The organism is Paenibacillus sp. P4_A9, from assembly GCF_056402415.1.
On record NZ_JBFUHL010000014.1, the window covers coordinates 56,445 to 82,057 of the forward strand.

Sequence of the window (25,613 nt, forward strand, 5' to 3'; positions counted from 1 at the left end):
TCTCATTCCTCCCCCATCGTGAGCCGGTAGCCTGCCCCATAGACGCTTTGGATGCATTTTGCCTTATAGGGCCCGTCCACTTTCTTGCGGAGTAATTTGATCGTGACATCGACGACATTCAGTGTCACATCCGACCCGATCCCCCACACCTGATCGAGCAGTTGCTCTCTGGAGAGCACTTGTCCCGCGTGACGTATCAAACAGACGAGCAATTGAAACTCACGCCGTTTCAGCTCGATTGCAGTGCCTCCCTTCGTTACCTCGAACCGGTTTAGATGCACCGTAATATCTCCTAGGCTGAGTGTATCCGACGACTGGTAGCTCCGATCTTGACGCCGGAACAAGGCGAATAACCGCGCTTCCAGCTCCTCGAATGCAAAAGGCTTAATCATATAATCATCCGCCCCAGCGCGAAGCCCTTCTACTCGGTCTTGAACGGCATCTCTCGCCGTCAGCAGCAGAATGGGGGTATGATCCTCGTTGCTGCGGATCTCTCGAACGAGCTCCAAACCGGTCATCTCGGGCATCATCCAATCAAGCACATATACGTCATAACGCCCCGCTGCTATAGCTTCTTTTGCCTGCAGGCCATCTTTCATCCAATCGACAACATGATATTGCCGTTTCAGCTGATGCTCGGTGAGCTCACCAAGTGTCTCATCGTCCTCAGCCAGCAAAATACGCATAATCCCCTTACCTCCTGTGACGAATCCATAGAACTTAAATATACCATTGAAATCTGAAATAAACATGAAATGAAAAACCAGCTATAACCCCAACAAATGGGGCTTTGTAACCGCTCCAATTGATAGAGTGGCTTCTTTCATTGATACTTCTCAACTATTCAAACTAAACCTTAGTTTATTACAAGGATAAGATAGGTCATTTTAACCGTATTATTAGTGGAAAAGTGAAACCAATAGTATAAACAACTAGTCCCCCCTATGTAGTTTGTACATATTATGCTAATGAAACTATAAGACAACTATCATGGAAGGAGAAACAACTAGAAAACCGTAACTCAACATGTGGTTCGTTCAGTGAACTAGAGAGATAGTAGACAAGATCATTAAGATCTAAATTAAGATCTTAATTTACTTTATCGAAAAGAGGTTGAATTAAGATGCTGCAAGAATTTATGATTCCTATCACCATTTTGTCTTTTCTATGCACCCTTACGTTCATTATCTTTCGTCCTAATGTAAATGAATCTATTCCAGCATCAGTTGGCGCCATATTTGTCCTCCTTAGCGGCAGTGTTACTATATCTGATTTAGGTAAAATAACTGAAACGATAGGTGGAGCAGCCGTAACCATTATGGCGACGATTGTCATGGCAATTGTTTTAGAAAGTTTCGGATTTTTCAATTGGTCTGCTGAGAAGCTTCTAGAACGAGCAAGAGGATCAGGAATACGTCTCTTCTGGTACACAAACTTATTTTGTTTTCTGATGACCCTGTTTGTAAACAACGACGGTAGTATTTTAATTACTACACCGATCTTACTTATGCTACTTCATCGATTAGGCCTTAAAAACCACCAAAAAATTCCTTACCTACTGTCCGGAGCACTAATTGCAACAGCTTCTAGCGCACCGATTGGCGTTAGTAACATTGTAAATTTAATTGCTTTAAAAATTGTTCATATGGACCTGTATATGCACACAGCGATGATGTTTGTCCCTGCTTCACTCGGCCTAGTGCTACTTACAGTCCTTTTATATTTCAGTTTTTATCGTGTATTACCTCGAAGCCTACCACCAATTAAAGTAGTACCCTTACATCAAACACATCCGCTTAAGGACATCTCGTCACCGATTCCGAAAGAAAATCAAACCAAAATCATGCGAAATATCTTAATTTTTGTGTTCAGCGTTCGAATAAGCCTATTTGTTGCCTCATTCATTCATTTTCCAGTTCCATTAATGGCGGTTATCGGTTCTGCATTTCTGTTGGGATGGCGTTGGTATTATTTGAAAATTGCACCTACAGACATGATTAGAAAAACTCCCTGGTATATACTCGTGTTTGCCTTCAGTATGTATGTGATTATATATGGTCTGCATAATATCGGATTAACTCAAATGCTCATCCATCTTATGCAACCACTCGTTTCTGGCAGTTTAGTTCATGCAAGTGTAATGATGGGAATTTTGCTTTCTATTTTATCGAATTTATTCAACAATCATCCAGCATTAATGGTAGGAACATTAACTTTGACGAATATGGGGCTTGATCCCCTTACATTAAAAATTTCTTATCTGGCGAGTGTGATTGGGAGTGATATCGGTTCCCTTCTTCTACCAATAGGAACGCTTGCAACCATCATGTGGATGCATATTATCAAAAAAGGAAAAGTAAAATTAAGTTGGGGCCAATACTTGAAGGTAACTTCTACCGTCATCCCCATCACTGTTATTTTCACATTAGTCATTCTAGCATTTTGGGTATCCTGGATATTTTAATTCGGCAGATATGATTAAAAATGGAGGTTATTCGTATGCGTGTGCTTCAACAATTTGTTGGTCAACAAGTGATCGTTGAAATTTCAGGAAATAATATTTGTACAGGTAAAATAATTGATTTAGGGTTGGATATTATGGTCATGGCTAATAAACAACAGTTCTACTATATCCCCTTAGTCAACATCCAGAATGTCAGATTGAATTCAGAGTCTAGTACGGAACCTGAGCAATTATCTGATGAAATGCCAATCGATTATCAGGATGACAGCCTTTCATTTCGAAAGATATTAAATAATGCAAAAGGGAGATTTGTAGAGATTTATGTAACTGGCAATAAAACAATCCATGGCTATTTAACCAGCATTATGAATGATTATTTTGTCTTCTACTCGCCGGTCTATAAAACTATGTTTGTGTCTATGAATCATCTAAAATGGTTAATTCCTTATCACGCTCATCTCACACCGTATTCGCTTAATAGTCAATCACTTCCATTGAGTCCTTTCAATGTTACCTTATCAAGAACTTTTGAAGGACAGTGTAAAAAATTAGAAGGAAACCTAGTTGTTTTTGACCTTGGAGATAACACGAATAAAATAGGTTTACTTCACAAAGCGGATAGTGGTTCAGTAGAGCTGATAAATGCAAGTGGAGATAAAGTAATTTGGAATTTACAGCATTTAAAAACGGTATATACGCCATGATTGATGTTGAGTAGAATGCATCTTTTAGACTCCTTCGTTTGTTTTTGGATCCGACGCTGACCAGTATCTGGGACCCATGAACATCATACCAAGGAGTCTTTTTGTTCTACAAACCTCGTATTTCTTCTGGGTTGAATAGTCGCTTGATCATCCATCAGCATTCTTTGATCAATTCGCATAAAAGGAATCCCTTGCAACCTGCATTCTTTCACAAATTCCCTCAACGCTTCTAACATAAACATTGGCGCATGCTGATTCGCACCGAATGTCTGCCCACTGTCGTGCAGCAGGATGATGGCGTTGCTTTGCATCCTAGCAAACAACTTTCTCTTGATCCTTTCTGTTCCCCCGCTACAGCGCCAATCGCCAACCATTAGGGACCATAATACTAGTCGGAATTGTTTCATAAGCAGAAAGTCAAATATATTAATAATTCCCCATGGCGGTCGATAATGGATGGGTGTGACGCCAATCATTTTCTCGATGACCGTTACGGTATCATGTAATTGCTTCCTGACCTTCTTCGGTGTTAGAAAAGCATTTGTCCAATGGTTATAATTATGAATGCCGATTAAATGTCCCTCTGCATGCATCCTTTTGATGAGTTCGGGATATTTCTCTGCTTTGGAGCCAAGCACAAAAAAAGTCGCTTGAATACCATGTGATTTTAAAATATCTAAGAGTTGCGGTGTGAATACGGGATCCGGACCATCATCAAACGTCAGCGCAATCCCCGCTGCATATTTCCCTTTACGATAGGCCCCAAATCCACCTAAGCGAACAATGACTGTAGGTATGATTGTATAAACTAGAAGTCCGATAAGTATCGACCATACGATATGCGATCCATAATGGCTGTCATGTAGATGTATCCTCATCTAGAGCCCCCCAATTCACTTCTAAATCGATAATGGGATCGACTCCCTAGCTAATCTATGCGTAATATCACTGACGATATGAGCAGCTGCTTGACTTCGTTGCATGTCTGCCATGCGTCTTCTTATTTCTTCATACAGACTGGGACGTTGAAAAAAATAATCCATGTTCGAGATTAATTCTTCCAAGCTATTCGAGATTGAGGCAACCCCGCGACTCGAGAGGTATAAAGCATTCTCCTTTTCCTGTCCTGCATGCGGTTTATAAATGAAAAGTGGCAGTCGAAGGACAATCGCTTCCGTTATTGTTAATCCTCCTGCTTTCGTTATGATACAGGCCGCCTGTGACATCCATTCATGCACGTTGTCCACATATCCAAATATACAGACATTTCTGTTAAAACCGAATATTTCAAGAAGTCTATGACGTAATTTCTCATTGTGCCCACAAATCACGATAATACGGAATTGAGGAAATATGGCTAAAGCACTAAGCATGTCCTCCATATAGCTATTTACGCTGCTATCGGTTGCCATAATGAGAATGAGATTTCCTTTTCGACCTCGGGCTAGTGTGCTTTCCGTTGCAAATTCTTGACGAATTGGAATACCGCTTACCTCGACGCAATCTTTACTAACACCTTTAAAAACGATTTGCTGCTTTAATTCTTCTGTAGCTACATAATATTTATCGACATTCTTATGTAGCCAACTTGCATGCAAAGCGTAATCCGTAAGTACTGTGAAGTTCGGAACCCCCATTGAGCTGCAAACTTCAGGGGAAGCTCCAAATGGAAACGTATTAACAACGACATCGGGTTGCTCTTGCTCGATGAGCTCTCTTAATTTACGCTGGCCTAGATAGGTCATCGATTTCTGGAAGAGCGCTGTTTGTTTCGTTTCACGTGTTAAATAATAACACCAGCCATAGTAATCAAGACCGAAGCGTGAGCTTCTTATACTGGTGTTAATCAGCGTGGACGTAATTAAGTTGATGAACGGGTGCCCCTCTTTCATGAGGTTAACGATTTTCACATGTTCGATTCCTTGCTCTTTGAATTGCTGATATAAGGCTTTTGAAGCCTGTAGATGACCATTCCCGTAGCTAGCCGTAAGAATTAATACACGAGGATTCGTTTTCATGCAAGCAGAAACCACCTTTCATCACCAAGATCTCAAGGTATCCCCTTATTTCGTCAATGTTTCGTGTGTGACTTCACGATTCCAAACTCTAGACTCTATCGCTTCATACAGGTGAATGATCGCTTTCAAACACTTCAGTGCCCATGTAGAACGCCCAAAAAGTTGATGAACAGCAACCGCGGCAATGATACCAATTCCGGCACCAGCTAGTACATCTAAAGGATAATGTACACCGGTCCATACCCGCGAGAACGCGATGCAGGATGCTAATAGAAGCCACACGGTTCCTTCTTTTCGACGAAATAACCAAATCGATGTCGCAATCACAAAAGCCCCAATAGCATGATCACTTGGAAATGAAGCATTCGCGGGGTGTGCAAGCAATTGCAGCACGGAATGTGTCACGAAGGGACGATCGCGATAGAAATAATGACCGATCAACCCACTGAAGCTTAATGCAATTGAAGCAGACAAGAGTGATTCTGCAACCATTTGCCGTTTGACCGCATGCCTCGTAAACCAATACACAATAACACCGAGGTAAAACACATACTCCGCATAGGAAGCAAACATACGCATGATGGGATTAAGAGCGGACAAGGTGTGCCCAAGCTCATTAATCTGTTGAAACCATTGATAATCCAAATCTGAGATACTCACAATCATCATCCTCTTTCGTTACTGAATGCCTCGTGCTGACTTACAGTAACTTTACTTGATGAAAATGAGAGGAAGATGAGAAACTAAGTATCCACTATTTGGTGAAGAGGGAAAGTCAGTTGTACACGGGTACCCTCACCTTCCGCACTTGCTATCGTCAGGCCTCCCTGGTAATTGAGTACGAGTTGCTTCGCTATCGCAAGACCAAGTCCCGTGCCTGCAATCTCACGATTTCTCGCTTTATCGACCCGATAGAAGCGATCAAATACGAAAGGTAAATCAGCTTCAGGAATCCCGATACCATGATCTTGTACAATGATTTGCACCTCATTTTTCAGGCGGATCCCTTCGATAACGATCCGTTTCGTCACACTCGAGTATTTGACTGCGTTATCCAGGATGATCATCAGCATTTGCTCCAAATGTAACGGATTCATGAGCAGCATGACTTCTCTAATGGTTTCCGTATGCGCAATAAATTCGAAATCAGCATTCATGACTTCAAACCGTTTCAACGTCTCCTGTATGAGCGGCTCCAATTGGATAGGTGTGATGTCACTAATCAAGTTGGCCTCTACTTTCGTTAAGGTTAACAGCTCTTGAACCAACTTTTTCAAACGCCTAACTTCTTGTAGTGAAGCTTCCAAGGATTCATCAAGAACAGCAGGATCAGATTTCCCCCATCGATTCAATAAGGACAAATGGCCCTCCACGATCGTAATCGGTGTCCTCAGTTCGTGTGAGGCATCTTCTACAAATTGTTTTTGCTGAAGAAAAGAAAATTCAAGTTGATTCATTAATTCATTAAATAGCTTGGCTAAGCTAGATAATTCATCTCCATTTTGAATATCGGTAACACGTTCGGATAATCCTTTCTCTTTCACGCTGCGAATCGTTGATGCCAGTGCTCGTATCGGCCGCATAAACTGCCTCGAAATGGCTAAACCGCTGATCCCGCTTATAAAAACCGCTAAAATCCCGCCGATCAACATCACCCATAGCAAGGTCTCACTGAAATGATCAAAGGTTTCCAAGTTACTCGCTAGCTCTATGGTTCCAACGAAACTTCCTGCGACTAACGGACTCCGGTAAATGAGAATATGATCCTCTTTGTGCGTCATCGTGTCGTAAAGCTCTGGAACAACGACTGACTTTGGCACCACCCAATTCACGACAAAATGGTTCGCAACGGTTACTAGCGGCTTGCCCTCCTTGTCGAGGATACGCACCAATTGGTTTTTACCCGTCATTTTCTCGATATAGAGTTGGCTTTCCGCAATTGGCAAGTCTTTGGTTGCAGCCAATTTATCTTGGAAATAGTCTTGGAACTGTACCATATTGACTTGGATTTTATCTTCCTCTTGTTTCATCATCCACTGCTTCAGTACTAAATATTGTGCAAAATTGTAGGAGGCAAATAGCAGGAAGATTAGCACTGCGGCGCCCAACATGAGCTTCCATTTGATAGGAAGACTTTGAATAGATCTCGTTAAACGTCCTCTCATCTCATCACGTATCCTATTCCACGTACAGTTTGAATACAGCTATTCTCCCCAGTTTGATCCAATTTGTTTCGTAAGTATCTCACATACACATCCACTACATTCGTTTCCACGAGCGAATCAAACCCCCAAACTTGGTCCAGCAGCATATCTCGCGTAAGAACTAGATGATGGTTTTTCATGAACATCACTAATAAATCAAACTCCCGCTTCGTTAGCTCAACGAGCAGCTTATCTTTATAAACCAACCTCGCATCCAAATCCACTGTGATATGTTGAAAAGAAAGCTGTGCATGCTGCGCATTTCCTTCAAGCTCCATACGACGAAACACAGCTCGTATCCGAGCTAATAACTCCTCGATGGCAAAAGGCTTTGGTATATAATCATCTGCCCCGCTATCTAAGCCAGAAACACGATCCTCTACACTATCTCTCGCTGTCAGCATTAAGATGGGTGTCTTTTTGGCAGCACGAATACGACGGCAGACCTCAATTCCGTTCATTTGAGGCAGCATGATATCCAGAAGAATCAGATCCCAATCTTCTTGAAGGGCTAGTTCTAGGCCCGTTTTCCCGTCGTAAGCAGCTTTCACTACAAAAGCTTCGTGTTCGAGCTCCAATTGGATAAACCGGACGAGATTTTTTTCATCTTCTATAAGTAATATGCGCTTCATCGGCGACATCTCCCTTCATGTACTATTCTCCTTACTATAAGGGAAGTATATGAGAAAACAAATTGGAGCTAACTTCGCAATGAATTCTAAATTAAAAGTCACTATTTTCCTTATTCTAAGCATTATTTCTGTTCTTTGTTTTGCAGTGGTGGCATCTCTATTAAAAGGGCAGTCGATTGCACATTTTGACAGCAACGTGATCTCTTCAATTCAAGGAATGGAAAGACCCTGGCTGACTTCCGTTATGAAAGTTTTTACGTTCATCGGTTCTACGCCCGTTGTTATTGTCATTTCAATAGGGTGCTTATTCCTCTTCTTCAAATTCCTTAATCACCGACTAGAATTAGTTCTATTTCTAGTCCTTGTGGCGGGTACAGCAATCCTGAATCTGATCTTGAAAATGATTTTTCAAAGGGAGCGCCCTTCTCTTCACAGGCTAATTCAAGAGACCGGGTACAGCTTTCCGAGCGGTCATTCCATGGAGGCTTTTGCGCTGTATGCCGCACTTGCTTTTCTATTGTGGCGACACGTCCCTACAAAACGAGGCCGAACGGCGGTCATTTTGATCAGTATACTGATGATGCTCATGATTGGTATTAGCCGGATCTATCTCGGTGTCCATTACCCGAGTGATATTGTTGGCGCCTATTTCGCTAGCGGCTTCTGGTTCACCTTCTGCGTTTGGATCTTCCAATGGTATATGGAGAACCGCGCTCAAAGGGCTTCCCTAGCTTTTCAAAGAAATGCATGAATCAAAAATAGAATTGCAAAGCTAAGCCCAAATCGCATATGCCATTTCCGATCCAGTCTTCGGTAACGAAACACCCCTGCGATAGGTACAGGTAATAAAGCAACTCCAGCTACAAGACCGCTAATGTGGGCAAAGTCTAACTTGAATTCATAAAGAAAAGCTCCAATAATATGCAGTACGATAAGTCCGATTGCAAGAATAGCGAGCGGCGAATGCCATTTTCTAGTGATTCCATTTAGGAAAATCACACCTTTTTTTAAGAGTGAGCCATGACTCATCCATCGTTTTTGGAGTAATATCTTCAAAATATAATAAGCCAATACAGCGAATAAAATGATTCTTGCTTGAGATCCATAATTTTTATATAGACCCTTGAATGCGCGATCGTGCCATTGTGTAGAAGTTAAATGAAACATATTCCATACGCCGTAAATAACGAAGACAAGTGTAATTGCGCAACTTAATAAAACCCACTTTTCATCATTTTTCCATAATGTCCTCAATTTCTGTTTCACTCCCTATTTCATATATTTCAGTGCACATGAGGAACAAACGCATCCTCATCATCTGTTATATACATTACGTGATGAAGATGAGAAAACAGTGAGAATCATATTATTTGAATATGATAATTGGAATAGCGGTTCAAAGCTCTGCATTTTGCGCGAGCAAACGGCCGGTTCTTACGGCTGCGACGTAAGTAAAGTAAAACTCCAATCCGTCTTTAACATGGGATTGKAGTTTTTTTGTAATCGTATTAGATTAAGATAAATCTAAGAATTTGGCGAATGAAAAGAAATCTAAAAACGATAAAACCTCTTGAGTTCATGAATTTAATTCTTATTCTAGTTAACCCTCTTGCCACAACTCGCGCATTAAAAACGGTTGTTGTTCCGTTGGTGTTTCTGTAAACTATCCCATAAAACTGGTTCACCATAAGCATCATATATCAACTCCTTTCAATTGAGTTAATATATGATATTCTCATAATTCATAGATGCGAGGGCAAGTTTCATAGATTAAACTTTTCTAACGCTGCTTAACTACTTCTCTCTTGAACTTCGTCAAAATAACTAATTCTCATCATCTTCTCATGTGACACATGTACAATAACCAAGTCGATGCTGAAAGGAGATAGCTAAATGGAAACGAACAAATCAAATGAGACGAAAAGCTTGTTAAGTAAAGTCCCAGAGGTCACCATTTATTTTTGGATTATAAAAATCTTATGTACCACAGTCGGGGAAACGGCTGCTGATTTCCTCAACGTAAATCTCAATTTTGGATTGACGGGTACCTCCATTGTAACTGGAGTCCTGTTGCTTGCAGCCATTTATGCTCAGTTTAAGTCTACGACGTATATACCAAGAATCTATTGGTTGACGGTATTCTTGATCAGCATCTTCGGTACACTTGTTACGGATAATTTGACAGACAACTTGGGTCTCCCCCTTGAGGTGAGGTAACAGGTACCATCGTTTGTGCGGTTATTGCCATCATGACTGTCGCGTGGCGATTAGGGCTTGATGCTGTGCTGGCTTTCTGGATTGCCTATATCATGACGCGTCCATTGGGTGCTTCAATCGGGGATTTCCTATCACAATCACAAGATAATGGCGGGTTAGGCTTAGGTGCTACGGTTACAAGTGCAGTATTCATTGCAGCGATTCTGCTATTGGTCATTTACCTTTCTGTCACGAAGCGAGATTTGATACCAACATCCGCAGCGACAGCATCAGCAACGAAAGAGCATTGGTCTCCTCTGGCGAAGTATTCGCCGATCTGACCTATGGCGTCGTAGGGCGCCCCGAGAGAGTGTATCGTAAACGGGAGTCGTGACGTAATCTCACACCAAAGAAAAAAGGCAACCGATCCATTATGGACGGCTGCCTTTCTTTGTTTTTCCTAAAATCCATAGGGTTAAGATACCAATGGAAAACACCAGTATCCCCACATAAAGAATAACCCCGACTAGAGGAATATTCATGAGTGAAACCAATAGAATCGAACCGGTTAACGAAATAACCCAGTTAGAACGTCCAAACATCCCTTGAACTTTTTCACCTACTATCATACTTAATGCCGCCATTCCGATTATGTTAGCCAATAAAACGGCAATGAGTAACACAATGGCAAATGGAATTCCAATAATCGTAACAAGTAGAAGCACGGTAAGTGCAATCAGGATGAGACTGCTGAAAAAACCAATAACTAATAATCGGCCAGATGCTTGCCGGGCATGAACGACAAATGGATCTATACGCTTTTTGAGGATCAGAATCGTCAATACAGGCAATACAATCAAAACGATACTGATTGCTAATTGCAGTAACCATGTTCCAATGACGAGTCCTCCGCCGATCAACAGACTATTTTGAGTAGCCTTATCAAAGGATAGATTGATAATCTCATCTGCAATGAACGCACCTTCCTCTTGTTGGATCTGCCCACCAACAACTAAAACAAAACCATTTACCTTTGCAGATGCTTTTAACTGTAGGTTTCCGTTAAAAACTATGACCGAATCGTTCACGGTTCCCCAAATCGTTGTATCTGCACCGACAACCACAACATCATCAACCACCTGATTGGCAGGCACAACCGTATCTTGATGTTCAAAAATCCCTTTTGCCATTGCACTCGTGGGTATCATAAGCAAAAGGGCGCAAAACATGATTGCTATGAAAATAAACCCCTTCCTTTTCACCGATTAGCCCCCTTATACTCATTCGGTTTGAGCAAGTGTTTGAGTGAAAGGCTCGATGTAACAATGAGAACGACCGAAAACCCAATCAAACCTACAATTAAATACGTGTTTGAACCCAGGATGTCTCCGAATACACTCATTAAATTATAAGTAACTTTGAGCAAGATAGATCCTAATTTAAATAGGAAAGGCCCCATAACAACCAAAACAATCGTTACGAAACACAAGGCACTAACCAGTGGAACCAACAGCCACTTGCTCCCTTTAGAAGCATTTTCGGGCGACAAATTCCAGTCAATTGCGTGTATCACGTTATCTTCAAATCCTTCTGGTGCCTCTATCGCATGAATGGCGTTAAAAACTTGATTTTTATATTCCGATAAATCACTGAGCAACGCCCGGCATTGCGAACATGTCTGCAAATGCCCTTCGACTTGTTGTCGGTCCAAATCATTCAATTCATTATCCATGTATTCAGATAACAGATCTTCTATATGGTCTGACATTTTATTCCTCCATTTCACGAAGCATTTCTTTACGTAACAACAGTCTTGCTGCACTAATACGTGATTTTACAGTTCCGAGCGGAATGTTTAGCATCCCCGCAAGCTCATCATAGGAATAACCTTCAACATCTCTTAGGATAATGACTTCTCTATGTTCCGGACTTAATTTGTTCATCGCTTCTTCAATCGTCATATGGAGATCCGTTTGTTCCATTTCTTGGTTTGAATGTTGTGTTTCGATGAACTCACCCGATACGAAATTCTTTTTCTTTTGCTTTTGAATGCGGTCATAGCACAAATTAGATACGATGCGTTTTAACCAAGAAGTGAAGGCATAACTATTCTCTAGCTTGGAGAGTGAATAAAAGGCTTTAATAAAAGCCTCCTGAGAGACATCCTCCGCTTCCATACGATCTCCAAGCATCCCAAAGGAATAACGAAAAACACTATCTTTATATCGTTTCACAAGTAAGGCAAAGGCTTCTTTGTCACCACTTCGCGCCTTATCGATTAAGTTAAATAATTCTTGATCCACGCATATTCTTCCCCCCAGATTGCGGTGTTAGGATTTCTTCTTTACCAGCCACTCATAGAATGTTGGAATGACCAGGAAGCTATTTAAAGTTGAAGTAATCATACCACCAATCACGACAATACCAAGTGTTTGCGAAATAACAGTATCTGCGCTATGCGTCAATGCCAATGGCAAAAGAGTTAAAATGGTCGTGCCTGCGGTCATGAAGATCGGTCTTACCCGAGAGAGGCTGCCTTGCATAATCGCATCATTAAATGCGAGCCCCTCTCTACGGTTTCTCTCGATTTTATCAATCAATACGATCCCGTTCGTGACGACAATCCCTGTAAGCATCAAGACACCAATTAACGCGGCTAAGTTCCATTCGCCACCAAAGAGTATAAGTGCAAGCACAACACCACTTAGGGCAAGCGGAATGCTTAACAGAACTGCTAGTGGGGCTCTCCACCCCTTAAAAACTCCGCTGATAATTAGTAATACAAGCAATATGGAAAAAGCAACGGCAATGGACATATCCATAATCATTTGCTTTACCTGCTCTGTAATACCCCCCGTAGAGTATGTTACGCCACTTGGTAAAGAGATACTCTTAAGCTTTTGGTCAACAGCAGCTGAAACTTTGCTGATATCCTTAGAAGTGATTTGTAAGGTAACTGTTGAAAATAATTGCCCATCACGTTCCTGAATGGATGATGGCGCTTGGTTAGGCGCAATCGTCGCCAATTGATCGATTCTGATTTTTTGCCCGTCTGTTCCACTTACCGTTTCAGCAGCAAGTGCTGCAAGCACATCGGTTGAAGTTGCATTTTCTTTAGCCGCCCGAGTGATGTACATATCCACCGGAATCAACTTATGATCTACCTGGATATCGAAGTCTTTTCCACCTATCATATACTGCCCGATTACTTTTTTAACATCGTCAACTTTTACGCCCGCTTGTTCTATTTTCACCCTATCAAGGGTAATTGCATATTTAGGCGTTCCGTTTGTTAGATCCGTTGCCCCTTGCACGCTAAGACCTTGCACTTCAACTAACTTGCTTCTAACGAGCTGCGCTGCGTCATCAAGTGTTTTCTGACCTGCTCCAGAAAGCATGATTTTCATCTGCTTATCATCACCAGCAATACTTTGATTCGATACGGTATAAACCACTTGTTGATTCAATGATGGTAATGATTTTTGTAAATCGGAAATGACCGCATCAACCTTATTTTTATCCTTTAATGCGACAGACATATTAGCTATATTCGGCAGCTGAATAAATCCGCCCCCAGCGTCAAACACATCATCTGCTTGCGGCATCATGGTTGATCCGAAATTAGCTGAAAATGAGGAAACATTCGGATTTCCCTTCAGCACGTTTTCAACTTTTTGGACTTCTGTATCAACCTCAGGCAGTGCGCTACCCTTCGGGAGCTCAATTTGGATGGCTACATCGCCTGAATTTGCCGTAGGCAACAGGCTAATAGGAAGTGTGGCAGCCAATATCCCTGCAACGATGAAAATAAGAAGCGAAATGGAAGTAATCCATTTTTTATGCCGAAAGGCAAAACCCAGGACTGGTTTCATCATCCGTTCAAGCGTCACTGCCTTCGATGTGTCATTTCTCCAACCCATAAATGCAAAAGTTGGAACGACCAGCATCGCAACAAAGAAAGATACAATAAGAGCAATGACGACGGACCATGCAAAGCCAGAATAAGATGCGCTGATAACGCCGCCAACCATGGCAATTGGTACATAAACAGCGATGGTTGTTGCGGTCGAGGCGAAAATAGCAGGCAGCATTTCCTTTACAGCAGACGAAAGGACATGTAAGGTGGATTGCTCCTTTTTCTCCTGATATTTGCGATACATATTATCAAGAACGACAATGGAATCATCAACAATTCGACCCATTGCAACAATTAGTCCGGACACAGTCAAAATATTAAGTGTTATCCCCATTGATTTCAAAACAGCCGTCGTGGCAAGCAGTGAAATTGGCAGCGATACAACAATGAGCAGCGTTGAACGTACATTACGGAAAAAGAAGAAAACGCACAGCATGGAGAAAAGACAACCCAAAAGTCCTTCGCGTACAAGCCCCAATAGGGAAGCATTCAATTCATGTTCGCGGTCAAGCATCACGTTTAACGAAACATCATTATTTTGAATTGACGATATTTGCGTGACGCGCTCCTTGACTAGTTTGGCCACATCCGTAATATTCGAAGACGGTGTTTTTAGTACATCTAGAAGTATGCTTGCTTTCCCATTTGTACGTGAGACTGTTTTAATATCTGTCAAAGAGTGGGATAGATCAGCCACGCTGGCTAACGAGACGCTTGTGCCTTGTTTGTTTTTTATCGGTATATTGCTTAGCTCTTGGTCCGATAAGTTCCAACCATTCACCGTTAATGGAAATGCGTCTTTATTGTTTGATACTTTTCCAGTGGACCAATTCGGCAGTGCGGCGGCTAGAGATTGATTCATATCATCCATCGTTAATCTACTTTTGATTAGATCCTGCATGCGAATATTTAATACGTATCCATTGTTTGCTGCACCCGTAACACGCACATCTGCTACGCCTGGAACGGATTTCAGTTGCTTAACAATATCGGCTTCAACCGAAGATCGAAGTGCAGTATCGTCAATTTTGACATTGTTCGAAGTTAAACTATAGCTCAATATTGGAAATGTACTTGTCGTTACACGAGTGACTACGGGAGCACCAACGTCAGACGGCAGGACAGCACTTGTTAGTGCTTGTTTAATCTCACTTTCCGCTTGTTTCATATTAAAATCCATTGGATAGTACAAATTCATTAAAAGTCCGCCGTCATATGAATTTGTTTCTACATCCATTAAACCATCCGATGACCGAATGGCATCTTCTAGTTTGGGTGTTACCATTTGTTTGACTTGATCTGCCTGGTAAGCTGAGGCGCGCACCGAAACAAGCAGAGTCGTATTATTAATGCCTGGTAAATAATCACGCTGCATTTGAAAGGCGGAGACGCCTCCCCATGCCAAAATAAGCAACATACAAACTATCACTAGAATCGCCCTTTGCATTGAGCCTTCGATTATTTTCTTCATTGTGCATCTCTCCCTCTTTGTGTTTACAAAGTAAAAGGACTGGGCTAATGCTAGTAATGTTCAGATTGGATATAAAATAAAAAAACCTGCTCAAATGTGCAGGTCAGTTCGTGCTAATCACTTCGTCCAGCTATGTCCTCAATCCGGCAAATTACCAGACGTTTTCCCTACGCTGTATGGAGTCGTCACGCCCACATAATTCACCATCATATCCATCCCGTTGGACGCATGACCGAGGATGTGGCAGTGCAGCATCCAAATGCCTGGGTTGTTAGCAACAAAGGCGATATCATAGGTCTCATTTGCTTTGACAAGTATCGTACTTAAGGTGATAGGACTACCCGTAAGGGGCTGACCATTATGCGAGATCACTTGAAAGGAATGACCATGCAGATGAATAGGATGATCATTATCTGCCGATTGATTATCGATATGGATCTTAACGAGATCACCGGTTTTGACGGTCAACATGGGAATATCAGGAAATACTTGATCATTGATTGTAAATCTCATCGTAAAACCGCCATAGAAGAAAACAAGCTTGTTTCCTAAAGTCATATCATAGGACGCTGTGAACTTCGAATTCAATGAAAGCAGATTCGTGTCATTTGTGACTGGGCTGCCGTACGTATTCATATCGAACAGAGGATTCTTAGATAACATCGTGAGATCGACTGCAGGCACTTCTCCATCGCCAAAAGTAGCCTTCAAAGCCTGATTCTTCGCCGCAGATGAAGGGGTAAAGAATAATTTTTTCACGATATTGGATGTCTTCCTGCTTGTATCCACATTGACCAGCTGTACAGCACCGTGTTCGGGCATTGTGAATGCAATGTCGAAACGCTGTCCAGATCCAATCGCAAACGGTATACCATCCATTGATGTGGGCTTGTTAATATCATGTGCATCCATCGCTATAATTTTAAATGGACTGCCAACTAGCGCCATATGATAGGTAGAATCTCCGCTATTAATCAGACGTAGGCGAACCATCTCACCTGGTTTAGCGTCATAGTGCTGCCCAACACTTGTTCCATCTAAGGTATAGGTGCTGTCATCCCATTGATGTAGAACGGATACAATGTCTCTCGCATAGATGTTCTCTTGCTGCTTCGGCTCAACAATCAGGGTGCCGTAAAGTCCTTTGCCCGTTTGTTTTTCGCTTTCTTGGTGTGAATGGTACCAATAGGTGCCTGGCTGCTTGGCAATAAAATTATACGTATAGTCGCCATTGACTGGAATCGCATCTTGCGTCACCCCAGCAACACCATCCTCCGCATTCGGAAGCTCAACACCATGCCAATGAATCGACACGCCTCCTTGGAGAAGATTTGTCACATGGACAACCACACGATCTCCCTCTTGCACACGAATCTCTGGCCCTGGTGCCGTTCCATTAAAGGTCCATGCCTGCACCTTTTTCCCATTACCAATGTCCAGTTCTTTCTCCTCGGCCGTTAAATCAAAAGATTTCACGGGGGCATCACTATTGCCCTCTTTTAGCGTTGCTACACTGATCCCTGTTGAATGTTCCATCCCCGCCATCGCACTCATGTCATGTCCCATGGAGCCCATGTTCATGCTGGAAGGTAGTGCTGAAGATCGAGCAAGGATATAGACACCTCCACCGCCTATCAAAAGTAAACCCACGATCGTAATCAACAAATTTTTTACCCATTTGCGCATAATAACCGTTTCCCCTTCAATCTTCCATTTCGATGAGTCTCATTCTAACACCCAATCTTAATTCCTTATAAACAATATATGAAAGTTTTCTGCATAAAAAAAACAGTAAATCAAAAATCTGATTTACTGGGATTTGCTAATGTTATCGATACCCTATTTCTTCTCAAGTTCTATTCCATCGGAAGCCACCCCAACTACTACCCAACTAGGATCGGAATTGAGAATGATCGTGATGACATCTTCTAAAGCCCAATAATCATCAGCTACAATTAGGATTCTCATACGTTCACCTCACATGAATGAAAAGAGGAGCCGCTATGAAAGCAAGCTCCCCCGAATTGCTATTTGGTGTTACCGTTCCTACTTGGAACTAAAGCACTAATTCCATTTAGCGTACAGCGTCGTATTTACAGTTACAACATCGGTGGAGAAATTCCACACGTTTTTGAAATTCGAGTTTTTGTACCAACCGCCGAACGTTTTACCAGCCTTCGTTGGAGGAGTCGGTGCGATAATTTTCGATCCGACAGGTACGGTCATTGGAGCGACTACGCTGCCTCCGTTGCTGTTAAACGTTACCGTAACAACTTGGACCCACTTCGCATACAGCGTGATATTCGACCCTACCGTATCTACGCTGAAATTCCATACTTGAGTGAGTGCCGTATCTTTATACCATCCAGCGAATTGATAGCCCGATTTCGTCGGATTTGCCGGTTGTGGAATTATAGTTCCCGGTACGCCGGTAAAGGATGCGACTGCGCTGCCTCCGTTGCTGTTGTAAGTTACCGTTACACTTGCCGACGCGTTCCATCTCGCATATAGCGTAGTGTCCGCTGCCGTTACCGTATCGCTTGCAAAATTCCATGCTTGGGTAAGCGCAGCGTCTTTGTACCAACCGCCAAACGTATACCCGGATTTGGTCGGAGCAGTAGGTGCGGTTATCGTCGATCCGGCAGCCAAGCCGCGAACGGTGCTTACCGCAGTGCCCCCGTTGCTGTTGAACTTCACGTTCGTGCCGGTTTTGAGCACGGACATATTCCACTCGTCATGCCAGCTAATCGAAATCGTTTGGTTCTGCGTATTCAAATCGATCGGGAGCCAAATATATCTCGAATCACTCAGATTTTCCGGTTTCCACCGATCGCCCATGAAGATGAATTTATTCGGCACGAGCTCGCCATTGCCGTCCCGGTAAGGAAGCACATGCGTGCTTTGGCTCCAGAACGTCGTTCCCGACCAGTCATTTACGCTCGGATCGCCTTTATCCCACCATGGACCAAACATGCCGTTCATCGAAATGTGATATTTGGCTGGGTTTGGATTCCACCCCGTCAAGCCCGACGTAATCATATAATGGACGCCGTTTTGCTTGAAGATCGTTGGCGCTTCCCTCCAGCCGGTGAATGCTCTGACATAGTGAACGCCTTCCACCGCCTGGCCGTCCGCATTCTTGGCTGCATCGGTGTAATCGTCATTAAGCATCGTGATGACCGTCGTGGCGTTCTCTTCGGATGCGTACACTAGATACGCTTTGTCATTCGTCGCGTCGTTGCCGTCGTCGTCGACGTACAGCGTCATATCGCGCAGCATGCCTTCGTTGCCGTTGCTTGAACCTACATTCGGCAAGCGGAACGTGCCGAGGTACTTGAACGGTCCGTTTGGAGAATTGCTGACTGCAACTCCGCCTTCCGCCGTCCAGTAAGAACCGGCGATCGGGCCGTCTTGGTGCCACCACATGACGTAGTTATCGTTTTTCTGGTTGTAGACGACTTTCGGACGTTCCATGACTTTATCCCAGTTGAAGTCTTTGTACATCGCTTGCTTCTGAGCGTTTGTCTTATCCGCGTAAAGCGCATTCAGCTCGGCGATGCGTGTCGGAGAGTTGAATTTGCTCAGCGAATTCACTGGCGATTTCATGTTTTTCGTATAGTCGGCATTTCTATCAGTAACCGTTATTGAACGGTTTGGATCGAATGGTACCCCGCTGTTCTGGTACGTCGTGGAATTTTCATCCAAGTACAGCGGCAGATTACCGGCAGGCAAAGTAACTTCGCCAAGTTGCGGGTTGTTAAATACCGGCAATGCGATGCCTTCGTCTTTCCAGTTGTACAGGTCCTTAGACGAATATGCGTGTACTCCCGTTACCGGTACATATCCCGAGCCGACGTTTTTCTCGGACTTATCTTCTCCGTACCAATAGTACGTTTTCGTTTTCTCGTCGTACATGATGCCGCCGCCATGCGCTTGAATCGGCATACCGCCTTTATCCAGCCATACTTCTCCGGTCTTGAAGGAGTTGAGATGACCTACGCTCGAGTACAAGTCGTACATATCCTCAAGAACGGTCGTGTAGTATACAGCGCCTTCTACCGTGAGCAGCGAAACATCGCCGATATTCGCAATGAGTGTGTCAATCGACGCTACGACTTGCGGATTCAATCCGGTTTTAACCGAATTGAGCTGAGCGATCGCCGCCGTCACACTGCTTGCATCGATGCTTGTGACCGCTTGTTGACGGACGGCCAGCTCTGCAATGGCAAGGGTGTTGGCGTCGCTACCTGTCGAGATCGCCTGAATGGCGACATAACGGGCGGTTTTCGATTTGAATGTGGCCGATTGTTCGGTTGTCTGCGACGTATCGAATGAACCTGTGCCTGCGAGCGTAAAGTTCGCGTCCAGGTAAGCTTGCGTACCGTTAACTGTAGTACCAGTCAAATCTTGATTGCTTGTATAGATCTTGTATTGTTTGATCCGGCCGTTGTCATCGTCTTGTCTAGGCGTATAGACGATCTTGCCGATGTCGGCTTTGCTTGCGCCCAGATCCAGGATAATATAGTCGCCCGGTTGATAATTTCTTCCCCCGCTGGCCCAGTTTGTTTCATAGAAGGTAGAGCTGTTGCCATCCTTCACATTGCTGACCGGGGTAGTCGAATGCGCTTCTGGTGCATAGAACACATTGAATCCGTTCGATTGGGATTGAACGCTTTCAATTTCAGCAGCCAATTGATTCGCCACATTCGCCATCTCTTCTTCTGTAGCCGTAGGGCTTACAATAAGTGCGTCGGCATTAGCTTTAAGCGCTTCCAATGCCACCAAAGAAGAAGGAGCTCCCGTAAATCCGTTGATGAACGCCGTTGTTCCCGTAATAGCATTCGTCAGCGTAGTCTTGTTAATTGTAAATCCAGTCGAATTATACAGCTTGATCTCAGAAGCAGATCCAAATTGCTTGCCTTCGTCGCTTACCGATGCCAGCGCTGTAAATTTCACATGCGTAGCGCCGTGTGCATTGAAGGTTGCCGTTTTTTCCGTTTTGTCTCCAGCCCAGTTGCCTTCAGCCACTTTCGTGAAGTTCGTTCCATCTGTGCTGACCGAAATTTCATACTTCGTAATGACGCCGTTCCAATCCGCGTCTTGTCTTGGCAAGTATTTCAGCTTGTACACACCATCATAGGATTTGCCCAGATCATACGTGATGGAATGCGGAAGAGCTGTGTAGCTGCCGTCCCAAGCCGTATGCCACATCGTGCCGTTATTGCCGTCGAGCGTCTTGTCAGGACCTTCACCGGATGCGGAGCTAGTTGCTGTTGCCGTAATCTCGTCTTGAGGAATAACATTGTTGTCGGCACCATCAATAACGAATGTCGTAATCGATTTTGCTGGAACGCTTGTGTTCAATGTTTTGTTCACAACAGTAATGGCTGCTTTCTGTGCCACGTTTTCCGTTGCGGACGAAACGTAAGGTGTTGCTGTTCCGTTAACCGCATCAAACTTGGACATATCCAAAGAAATCGCTTTGCTGCTCGAATCGTTGTTCTTGTATACAACGATAATTTTGCCGTTAGCATCGTCATAAGCCGCCAGCGTATTGTCATCGTTGTCGCCGATGAAGCGCGAGCCTTGCGGAATGAACTTACTGAATTGAGCCATCGCGTAATACTTCTTCGAATAGAACCACTCCTGAGTATCGAAGTCAGCATGGAGCAAGCCCCAGTTCATATTTTCTTTGTCCGCTTGCATATTTTTCTCGCTCTCAATAGCCTGCCAGATCACCCATGCTTGCGGCTCCAGCCACGTAATATCCGTCATGATTCTTTCTGCAAGCGCAAGACCCGGTTCGATATCGTTATGGTTGTGGGCAATGCCGGATGGTCCCAAATCGACTTCGGACATCCACAGCGTCTTGCCAGCTTCCTTAGCACGATCTCTTACCCAGTGACGGTTGTTGCCGCTGTACGTGTGAGTGTTCATTTGGCCGACGTTTGCTTTCGTCGCTGCATCGTAGGAATCCCAGTTGATTGCGAATGTGTCGACGCTCGTTTCATCCATCGCGGCAATTTTAGTAGATTGAAGTCCTTTGGTGTCAAGCGCCGCGCGAGCCGCATTGATCATATGCGCTTGCGAAGCTTGATCCCAGTGAGAGCCTTCTTGGCCGCCGCCGAATCCCCAATAGTTCGTATTCGGTTCATTGATTGGGGATAGCGTTCTGAAGTTAATGCCCCAGTCGTCCTTGAAATGTTTGACCACTTCAGCTAAGTATCCTCCGAAATTATCATATTCCGTAGATTTCAAGTTATCTTGCCACGCATTCGCATTCCCTGTTGTGCTTCCACTTACTGTCATATAGTAAGGAGCGGAGTTGGAGAATGCTTCGAACAGGTTAGCGCCTCTTTCCTTAGCCGCTTGCAGCCACCAACGTTGATTGGCATCTTGTGTCCAATCGTATTGAAGAGGTTGGCCAGGTGCCGGAGGATTCGGAGCGAATCCAGGCACTTCCCCGCCTTGACGCATCGTATCGTAAGCCGGATTTTCGCCGCCGCCGATATTATATCTGACAATATTGAAATCGAGACCTTCTGGCGAATACAGCGCATCTGCAAGCGCTTTCCTATTTGCGTCTGCAAACCCGCCCGTGACGTTACCGAACCAGGCTAATGCTGTCCCCCAACCTTCCCATGGCTTATGCATAATGTCTGGATTCAATTCTATGGATGCAGCCGCTTGCGCTTTCTGACCAGTTACCCCAAAGAACATTGTAACGATCAAGCTAAAAACGAGGACCGAAGACAATATTCTTCTACTGTTACTTCTAATCAATACGAAAACCCCCCTCTAAGATGTTAAATAACTCTTACTCTTGTGTAAGCGCTAACAATAAACACATTTTCTGCTAGTCCTGTATTTCGTTTAAATTAGTCCTCTGGCAGCGTGCTGCCAGAGGCTTTTCACAAAATGTACCGCCGTTACTTGCTAGCTCTTGCTTTCGTCCAATTGCTGTTTAGTTCGTTCGTAATTTTATCCAGCGCTTTACCGCCCATCATATCTTGTCCAAGCTTTTTCCAATCCAACTGAATCGAATTGACATACTTATTGAAATTCTCTCCGCCTGGGCGATAGTTGAATTCTTCGATTTTGTTCGTTTTATAGAAGTCATTTAAGAAAGGGACATCCGCTTTAACGCCTTCCATCACGGAATTCGATTGCTTTTTATTTACGTAGAAGGAGTAAGCATCTGAGCTGAACATCCACTCTTGGAATTTCTTTGCTGCTTCTTTATTTTTGGATTTATTGTTAATCCCGAAGAAGTTATCCGTAAACGTCATCACCTTCAACGGCTCTGTCTCCGAATGACGCGTCGGCAGTGGGAAAGCTGCCAAATCATCAATATTGCCCACTTTTGTTTTATATTGCGGTAAGTACCACAAGCCTGCAGCGATTACAGCAGCCTTTTTCGCTTCAAACAATCCAGTTGCTTGATCATTACTTAAACCAAGTGGATCAGCCCCCATGACTTTGGCATCATATAGCATCTGAATATCACTATAGGCTTGATAGAATGGTGTACCTTTATCAAACGGCTTGTCCATTGCGGCAATTTTGTCATAATAGTTCTCATCGCTAGATGCCAACATTGGCATGAACTCATTAAATGGATAATTCGGCCAGGAGTCCTTTCCACCCATTGCATATGGCTGATACTTCCCACCTTGTTTAATGGCTGATAAAACGCTTACAAACTGTTCCCAGGTCGTCGGTACATTCAAGCCCAATTCTTTGAACACACTTGGATGATAGTACACAAGCTCAGGGAAAGAGATCATCGGCAGCGCAAGGATTTTGCCATCTACAGCAAATTGCTTTGCTTTCGTATTTTTGGCCGTAACACTTAAATCTTCCAGCGGAAGGAGTTCAGCTTTAAAGTCATTGATGAAATTCGGTTTCAACTCAATGATATCTGGAAGTTCGTTAGCGGCTAGTCTTACTTTCATCGCTTGCAGATAGTCGCCATCACTCTTGAATGTTTCGACTTCCATTTTCACGTTAGGCATGATCGTTGAAAACTCTTTTACTTTTTTCGTCCAGCTATCGAGGAACTCACTGTCGCTATCCCACATCGCCAGCTTTAATGTAATGGCATTCTCTTTAGAGCCACCTGCGGTTGTTGGTGCTGCCGAAGAACTACTGCCAGTAGTTGCCGTATTCCCGCTGCATCCAGCTAACCCAAATGTTAAGGCAATAGAAAGTACGGATGTTACTAATTTTCTCTTCATGATCTTTCTTGACCCCCTTGAAGTTCGTAAGTTGTTTACACCCTTATCTTACAAAAGTCAGAATACGCTTTCATTGATATATTTAGTCATTGCTATGATATATTTTGGGGTCTACACTTTTTTCTTCGTATAACAATCCCGGTATTTCTGAGGGCTCATTCCTCGATATTTTTTGAAGACACGACTGAAATGTTCGGGGTTCTCATACCCCACTTTTACGGCAATCTCATACATTTTCATATCACTCTCAATTAGCCTGGTTGCCTCATTAATACGGAGTTTGGTGACATATTCAATRAAATGCTCACCCGTTTCTTTTACAAACTGTTTGCTGAGATGGCTCTCGGTTACCTGAGCCCATTCGCTCACCTGCCCCAGCGTGATGGCACTGCAATAATGCTTCTCAACGTATCGTTTAACCTTCTCGACTAAGCGTTGCGGGTTTTCCTCGCGTATTTTATCCGGATGAAGTAACTCTGCAAATCGGAGTACAAGCTGCTCAATCCACTCATGCAGATCATCACGAAACGTAAATTGTTCAACAATCTCATAGGGTCTACGTCGTGTCTCGATGACATGTGTCCAATTCATCGCCTTGGCGTGCAACAATGCGCCAATATTCCAAATTAACTCCTCGTACACAGGGAGTGAGCTTTCCAAAGTTACATGCGATACACCACTTAATTGGCGTATGCCAGCGTACAGCTGCTGCTGCCACTGGATATCTCCATTCTCCATGCGTTGCATCATCAAGGCGTGATCCCACGGCACCAGATGCGAATTCTCGTTCATAGAGATCGTTTCCGGGTAATACACGCGCGCTGGCCCTTCGGAGAATCTCAAACAAGCCAATTTTCTTGCCTGGCTGTACTTGAGATGCCAGTTTCTCCAATCCTTACACGAATCGGATACACCGATTGAAAGCGATACGTTTAGAAAGTTTTTGACCGTATTACGTAAAGAGTCAAGGAGTTCCATTACACTCCCCCGCAAATTTAAATAGCTGGTCGAGGACTCAAAACAGAGAAGAAGCGAAATTTCATCCTCTCGAACGACAATTAGCTCAAAAGGATGCTTAACCATCTCCATCCCTTGGTTGATGATTCTTGCTAAATGCTCATAATTGCCCGTCTCCACAGCATCCGACATCTGCACGCAATGATTTGGTTTATCCGGCAGTAAAGATATGAGGACAACCTGATAGCTGGCGTATTGGGTTACCCATTGTTGAAAGGCATCGTCTTGCGCAACATTATGGCTATAAAGATAATCCTTATCGCAGATCAGACCTCGAAGCCAGGTTTCTCGCTGCTTACTATCTAACTCATAATGGTGTTTATGCAAATTAGCCGATGTCACGGATTTTTCTTTCAACAGACTGACGGTTTTTCCAATCACAGGCATAATATGCTCCGGATCCAGATCCGCTTTCATAATGTAATCGACAGCACCTAGTAGAAATGCTTTCCGTACAAATTCAAAGTCCGAATAGGCACTTAGCACAATGCTCATCGGCGTATGAGGCAGATTTGCTTCCTGCAGTTTAGCTAACAGCATGAGCGCATCCATAACCGGCATACTCATATCGACAATCATGATATCTATGTCCTGATGGATGGAAATTCTTTCCCAAGCTCCGTGACCGTCCGCTGCTTCGGCTACAACTACACATTCCAAATCACGCCACGGAATAATCGCATTCAGGGCTAGTCTCACTAGCGGCTCATCATCGACGATCATCACTCTAAACATGCGCTTCCCCCTTTTCATC

The 25,613-nt window shown here is 43.6% G+C and carries 21 protein-coding genes; 5 read left to right on the forward strand and 16 right to left on the reverse strand.

Annotated features, from left to right (window positions below; translation table 11 throughout):
- Window positions 1-2: 2 nt before the first annotated feature.
- Complete coding sequence (locus AC1DVJ_RS12635) at window positions 3-686, reverse strand: response regulator transcription factor (protein ID WP_477591171.1); 684 nt, start codon at window positions 684-686, stop codon at window positions 3-5.
- 437 nt (window positions 687-1,123) lie between these two features.
- Here AC1DVJ_RS12635 and AC1DVJ_RS12640 point away from each other — a divergent pair, with 437 nt between their 5' ends.
- Both AC1DVJ_RS12640 and AC1DVJ_RS12645 read left to right on the forward strand, forming a co-directional pair.
- Window positions 1,124-2,464, forward strand: a complete 1,341-nt coding sequence (locus AC1DVJ_RS12640) for an arsenic transporter (protein ID WP_477591172.1) — start codon at window positions 1,124-1,126, stop codon at window positions 2,462-2,464.
- Between the two features lie 35 nt (window positions 2,465-2,499).
- Complete coding sequence (locus AC1DVJ_RS12645) at window positions 2,500-3,168, forward strand: DUF2642 domain-containing protein (RefSeq protein ID WP_477591174.1); 669 nt, start codon at window positions 2,500-2,502, stop codon at window positions 3,166-3,168.
- Window positions 3,169-3,251: 83 nt separating this feature from the next.
- Here the strand turns inward: AC1DVJ_RS12645 and AC1DVJ_RS12650 are convergent, their stop codons facing one another.
- From AC1DVJ_RS12650 to AC1DVJ_RS12670, 5 genes are all read right to left on the reverse strand, one after another.
- Entirely contained in the window at window positions 3,252-4,046 is a 795-nt protein-coding gene (locus AC1DVJ_RS12650) for a polysaccharide deacetylase family protein (protein ID WP_477591176.1), read from the reverse strand.
- A gap of 21 nt (window positions 4,047-4,067) precedes the next feature.
- Window positions 4,068-5,186, reverse strand: coding sequence for an MGDG synthase family glycosyltransferase (locus AC1DVJ_RS12655; protein ID WP_477591178.1), 1,119 nt, complete (start codon window positions 5,184-5,186; stop codon window positions 4,068-4,070).
- A 45-nt stretch (window positions 5,187-5,231) separates the two neighbouring features.
- Window positions 5,232-5,846 carry an undecaprenyl-diphosphatase gene (locus tag AC1DVJ_RS12660; protein ID WP_477591180.1) on the reverse strand — a complete coding sequence of 205 codons (615 nt, stop codon included), beginning with the start codon at window positions 5,844-5,846 and terminating at the stop codon, window positions 5,232-5,234.
- 83 nt (window positions 5,847-5,929) lie between these two features.
- Window positions 5,930-7,351 carry a sensor histidine kinase gene (locus AC1DVJ_RS12665; protein WP_477591182.1) on the reverse strand — a complete coding sequence of 474 codons (1,422 nt, stop codon included), beginning with the start codon at window positions 7,349-7,351 and terminating at the stop codon, window positions 5,930-5,932.
- Window positions 7,348-8,022 (reverse strand): response regulator transcription factor, encoded by a 675-nt coding sequence (locus AC1DVJ_RS12670; RefSeq protein WP_477591184.1) that lies wholly within the window; start codon window positions 8,020-8,022, stop codon window positions 7,348-7,350. The genes AC1DVJ_RS12665 and AC1DVJ_RS12670 overlap by 4 nt, the downstream gene beginning before the upstream one ends.
- A 79-nt stretch (window positions 8,023-8,101) precedes the next feature.
- Here AC1DVJ_RS12670 and AC1DVJ_RS12675 point away from each other — a divergent pair, with 79 nt between their 5' ends.
- Window positions 8,102-8,773, forward strand: a complete 672-nt coding sequence (locus AC1DVJ_RS12675; RefSeq protein ID WP_477591186.1) for a phosphatase PAP2 family protein — start codon at window positions 8,102-8,104, stop codon at window positions 8,771-8,773.
- Here the strand turns inward: AC1DVJ_RS12675 and AC1DVJ_RS12680 are convergent.
- Window positions 8,758-9,288, reverse strand: coding sequence for a hypothetical protein (locus AC1DVJ_RS12680; protein ID WP_477591188.1), 531 nt, complete (start codon window positions 9,286-9,288; stop codon window positions 8,758-8,760). The genes AC1DVJ_RS12675 and AC1DVJ_RS12680 overlap by 16 nt on opposite strands.
- A 627-nt stretch (window positions 9,289-9,915) precedes the next feature.
- Between AC1DVJ_RS12680 and AC1DVJ_RS12685 the strand changes: the two genes are divergently transcribed.
- Together AC1DVJ_RS12685 and AC1DVJ_RS12690 are read left to right on the forward strand one after the other, a co-directional pair.
- On the forward strand, window positions 9,916-10,239 hold the full coding sequence (locus AC1DVJ_RS12685) for a COG4705 family protein (RefSeq protein WP_477591190.1): 324 nt from the start codon (window positions 9,916-9,918) through the stop codon (window positions 10,237-10,239).
- A 32-nt stretch (window positions 10,240-10,271) separates the two neighbouring features.
- On the forward strand, window positions 10,272-10,559 hold the full coding sequence (locus AC1DVJ_RS12690; RefSeq protein ID WP_477591192.1) for a hypothetical protein: 288 nt from the start codon (window positions 10,272-10,274) through the stop codon (window positions 10,557-10,559).
- A gap of 90 nt (window positions 10,560-10,649) precedes the next feature.
- On the opposite strand, the gene AC1DVJ_RS12695 is transcribed toward AC1DVJ_RS12690, so the two are convergent.
- From AC1DVJ_RS12695 to AC1DVJ_RS12735, 9 genes are all read right to left on the reverse strand, one after another.
- Window positions 10,650-11,480 (reverse strand): hypothetical protein, encoded by an 831-nt coding sequence (locus AC1DVJ_RS12695; protein WP_477591194.1) that lies wholly within the window; start codon window positions 11,478-11,480, stop codon window positions 10,650-10,652.
- Window positions 11,477-11,986 carry an anti-sigma factor family protein gene (locus AC1DVJ_RS12700; protein ID WP_477591196.1) on the reverse strand — a complete coding sequence of 170 codons (510 nt, stop codon included), beginning with the start codon at window positions 11,984-11,986 and terminating at the stop codon, window positions 11,477-11,479. The genes AC1DVJ_RS12695 and AC1DVJ_RS12700 overlap by 4 nt, the downstream gene beginning before the upstream one ends.
- Window position 11,987: 1 nt before the next feature.
- Window positions 11,988-12,521 (reverse strand): RNA polymerase sigma factor, encoded by a 534-nt coding sequence (locus AC1DVJ_RS12705; protein ID WP_477591198.1) that lies wholly within the window; start codon window positions 12,519-12,521, stop codon window positions 11,988-11,990.
- Window positions 12,522-12,548: 27 nt separating this feature from the next.
- On the reverse strand, window positions 12,549-15,605 hold the full coding sequence (locus AC1DVJ_RS12710) for an efflux RND transporter permease subunit (protein WP_477591200.1): 3,057 nt from the start codon (window positions 15,603-15,605) through the stop codon (window positions 12,549-12,551).
- A gap of 138 nt (window positions 15,606-15,743) precedes the next feature.
- Window positions 15,744-17,291: a multicopper oxidase family protein gene (locus AC1DVJ_RS12715; RefSeq protein ID WP_477591202.1), complete on the reverse strand. Its 1,548-nt coding sequence runs from the start codon at window positions 17,289-17,291 to the stop codon at window positions 15,744-15,746.
- A gap of 153 nt (window positions 17,292-17,444) precedes the next feature.
- Window positions 17,445-17,573, reverse strand: coding sequence for a hypothetical protein (locus AC1DVJ_RS12720; RefSeq protein WP_477591204.1), 129 nt, complete (start codon window positions 17,571-17,573; stop codon window positions 17,445-17,447).
- A 96-nt stretch (window positions 17,574-17,669) separates the two neighbouring features.
- Window positions 17,670-22,388 carry an InlB B-repeat-containing protein gene (locus tag AC1DVJ_RS12725; RefSeq protein WP_477591206.1) on the reverse strand — a complete coding sequence of 1,573 codons (4,719 nt, stop codon included), beginning with the start codon at window positions 22,386-22,388 and terminating at the stop codon, window positions 17,670-17,672.
- A gap of 146 nt (window positions 22,389-22,534) precedes the next feature.
- Window positions 22,535-23,842 carry an ABC transporter substrate-binding protein gene (locus AC1DVJ_RS12730; RefSeq protein ID WP_477591208.1) on the reverse strand — a complete coding sequence of 436 codons (1,308 nt, stop codon included), beginning with the start codon at window positions 23,840-23,842 and terminating at the stop codon, window positions 22,535-22,537.
- Between the two features lie 111 nt (window positions 23,843-23,953).
- A complete protein-coding gene (locus tag AC1DVJ_RS12735) occupies window positions 23,954-25,594 on the reverse strand; it encodes a helix-turn-helix domain-containing protein (RefSeq protein ID WP_477591210.1) in 1,641 nt (546 codons plus the stop codon).
- Window positions 25,595-25,613: the final 19 nt, after the last annotated feature.

Excerpts from the sequence above, each read along its gene's own strand:
- AC1DVJ_RS12635 (WP_477591171.1), bottom strand. The coding sequence starts at position 686 with ATGCGTATTTTGCTGGCTGAGGACGATGAGACACTTGGTGAGCTCACC.
- AC1DVJ_RS12640 (WP_477591172.1), top strand. The coding sequence starts at position 1,124 with ATGCTGCAAGAATTTATGATTCCTATCACCATTTTGTCTTTTCTATGC.
- AC1DVJ_RS12645 (WP_477591174.1), top strand. The coding sequence starts at position 2,500 with ATGCGTGTGCTTCAACAATTTGTTGGTCAACAAGTGATCGTTGAAATT.
- AC1DVJ_RS12650 (WP_477591176.1), bottom strand. The coding sequence starts at position 4,046 with ATGAGGATACATCTACATGACAGCCATTATGGATCGCATATCGTATGG.
- AC1DVJ_RS12655 (WP_477591178.1), bottom strand. The coding sequence starts at position 5,186 with ATGAAAACGAATCCTCGTGTATTAATTCTTACGGCTAGCTACGGGAAT.
- AC1DVJ_RS12665 (WP_477591182.1), bottom strand. The coding sequence starts at position 7,351 with ATGAGAGGACGTTTAACGAGATCTATTCAAAGTCTTCCTATCAAATGG.
- AC1DVJ_RS12670 (WP_477591184.1), bottom strand. The coding sequence starts at position 8,022 with ATGAAGCGCATATTACTTATAGAAGATGAAAAAAATCTCGTCCGGTTT.
- AC1DVJ_RS12675 (WP_477591186.1), top strand. The coding sequence starts at position 8,102 with ATGAATTCTAAATTAAAAGTCACTATTTTCCTTATTCTAAGCATTATT.
- AC1DVJ_RS12685 (WP_477591190.1), top strand. The coding sequence starts at position 9,916 with ATGGAAACGAACAAATCAAATGAGACGAAAAGCTTGTTAAGTAAAGTC.
- AC1DVJ_RS12690 (WP_477591192.1), top strand. The coding sequence starts at position 10,272 with ATGACTGTCGCGTGGCGATTAGGGCTTGATGCTGTGCTGGCTTTCTGG.
- AC1DVJ_RS12700 (WP_477591196.1), bottom strand. The coding sequence starts at position 11,986 with ATGTCAGACCATATAGAAGATCTGTTATCTGAATACATGGATAATGAA.
- AC1DVJ_RS12710 (WP_477591200.1), bottom strand. The coding sequence starts at position 15,605 with ATGAAGAAAATAATCGAAGGCTCAATGCAAAGGGCGATTCTAGTGATA.
- AC1DVJ_RS12715 (WP_477591202.1), bottom strand. The coding sequence starts at position 17,291 with ATGCGCAAATGGGTAAAAAATTTGTTGATTACGATCGTGGGTTTACTT.
- AC1DVJ_RS12720 (WP_477591204.1), bottom strand. The coding sequence starts at position 17,573 with ATGAGAATCCTAATTGTAGCTGATGATTATTGGGCTTTAGAAGATGTC.
- AC1DVJ_RS12730 (WP_477591208.1), bottom strand. The coding sequence starts at position 23,842 with ATGAAGAGAAAATTAGTAACATCCGTACTTTCTATTGCCTTAACATTT.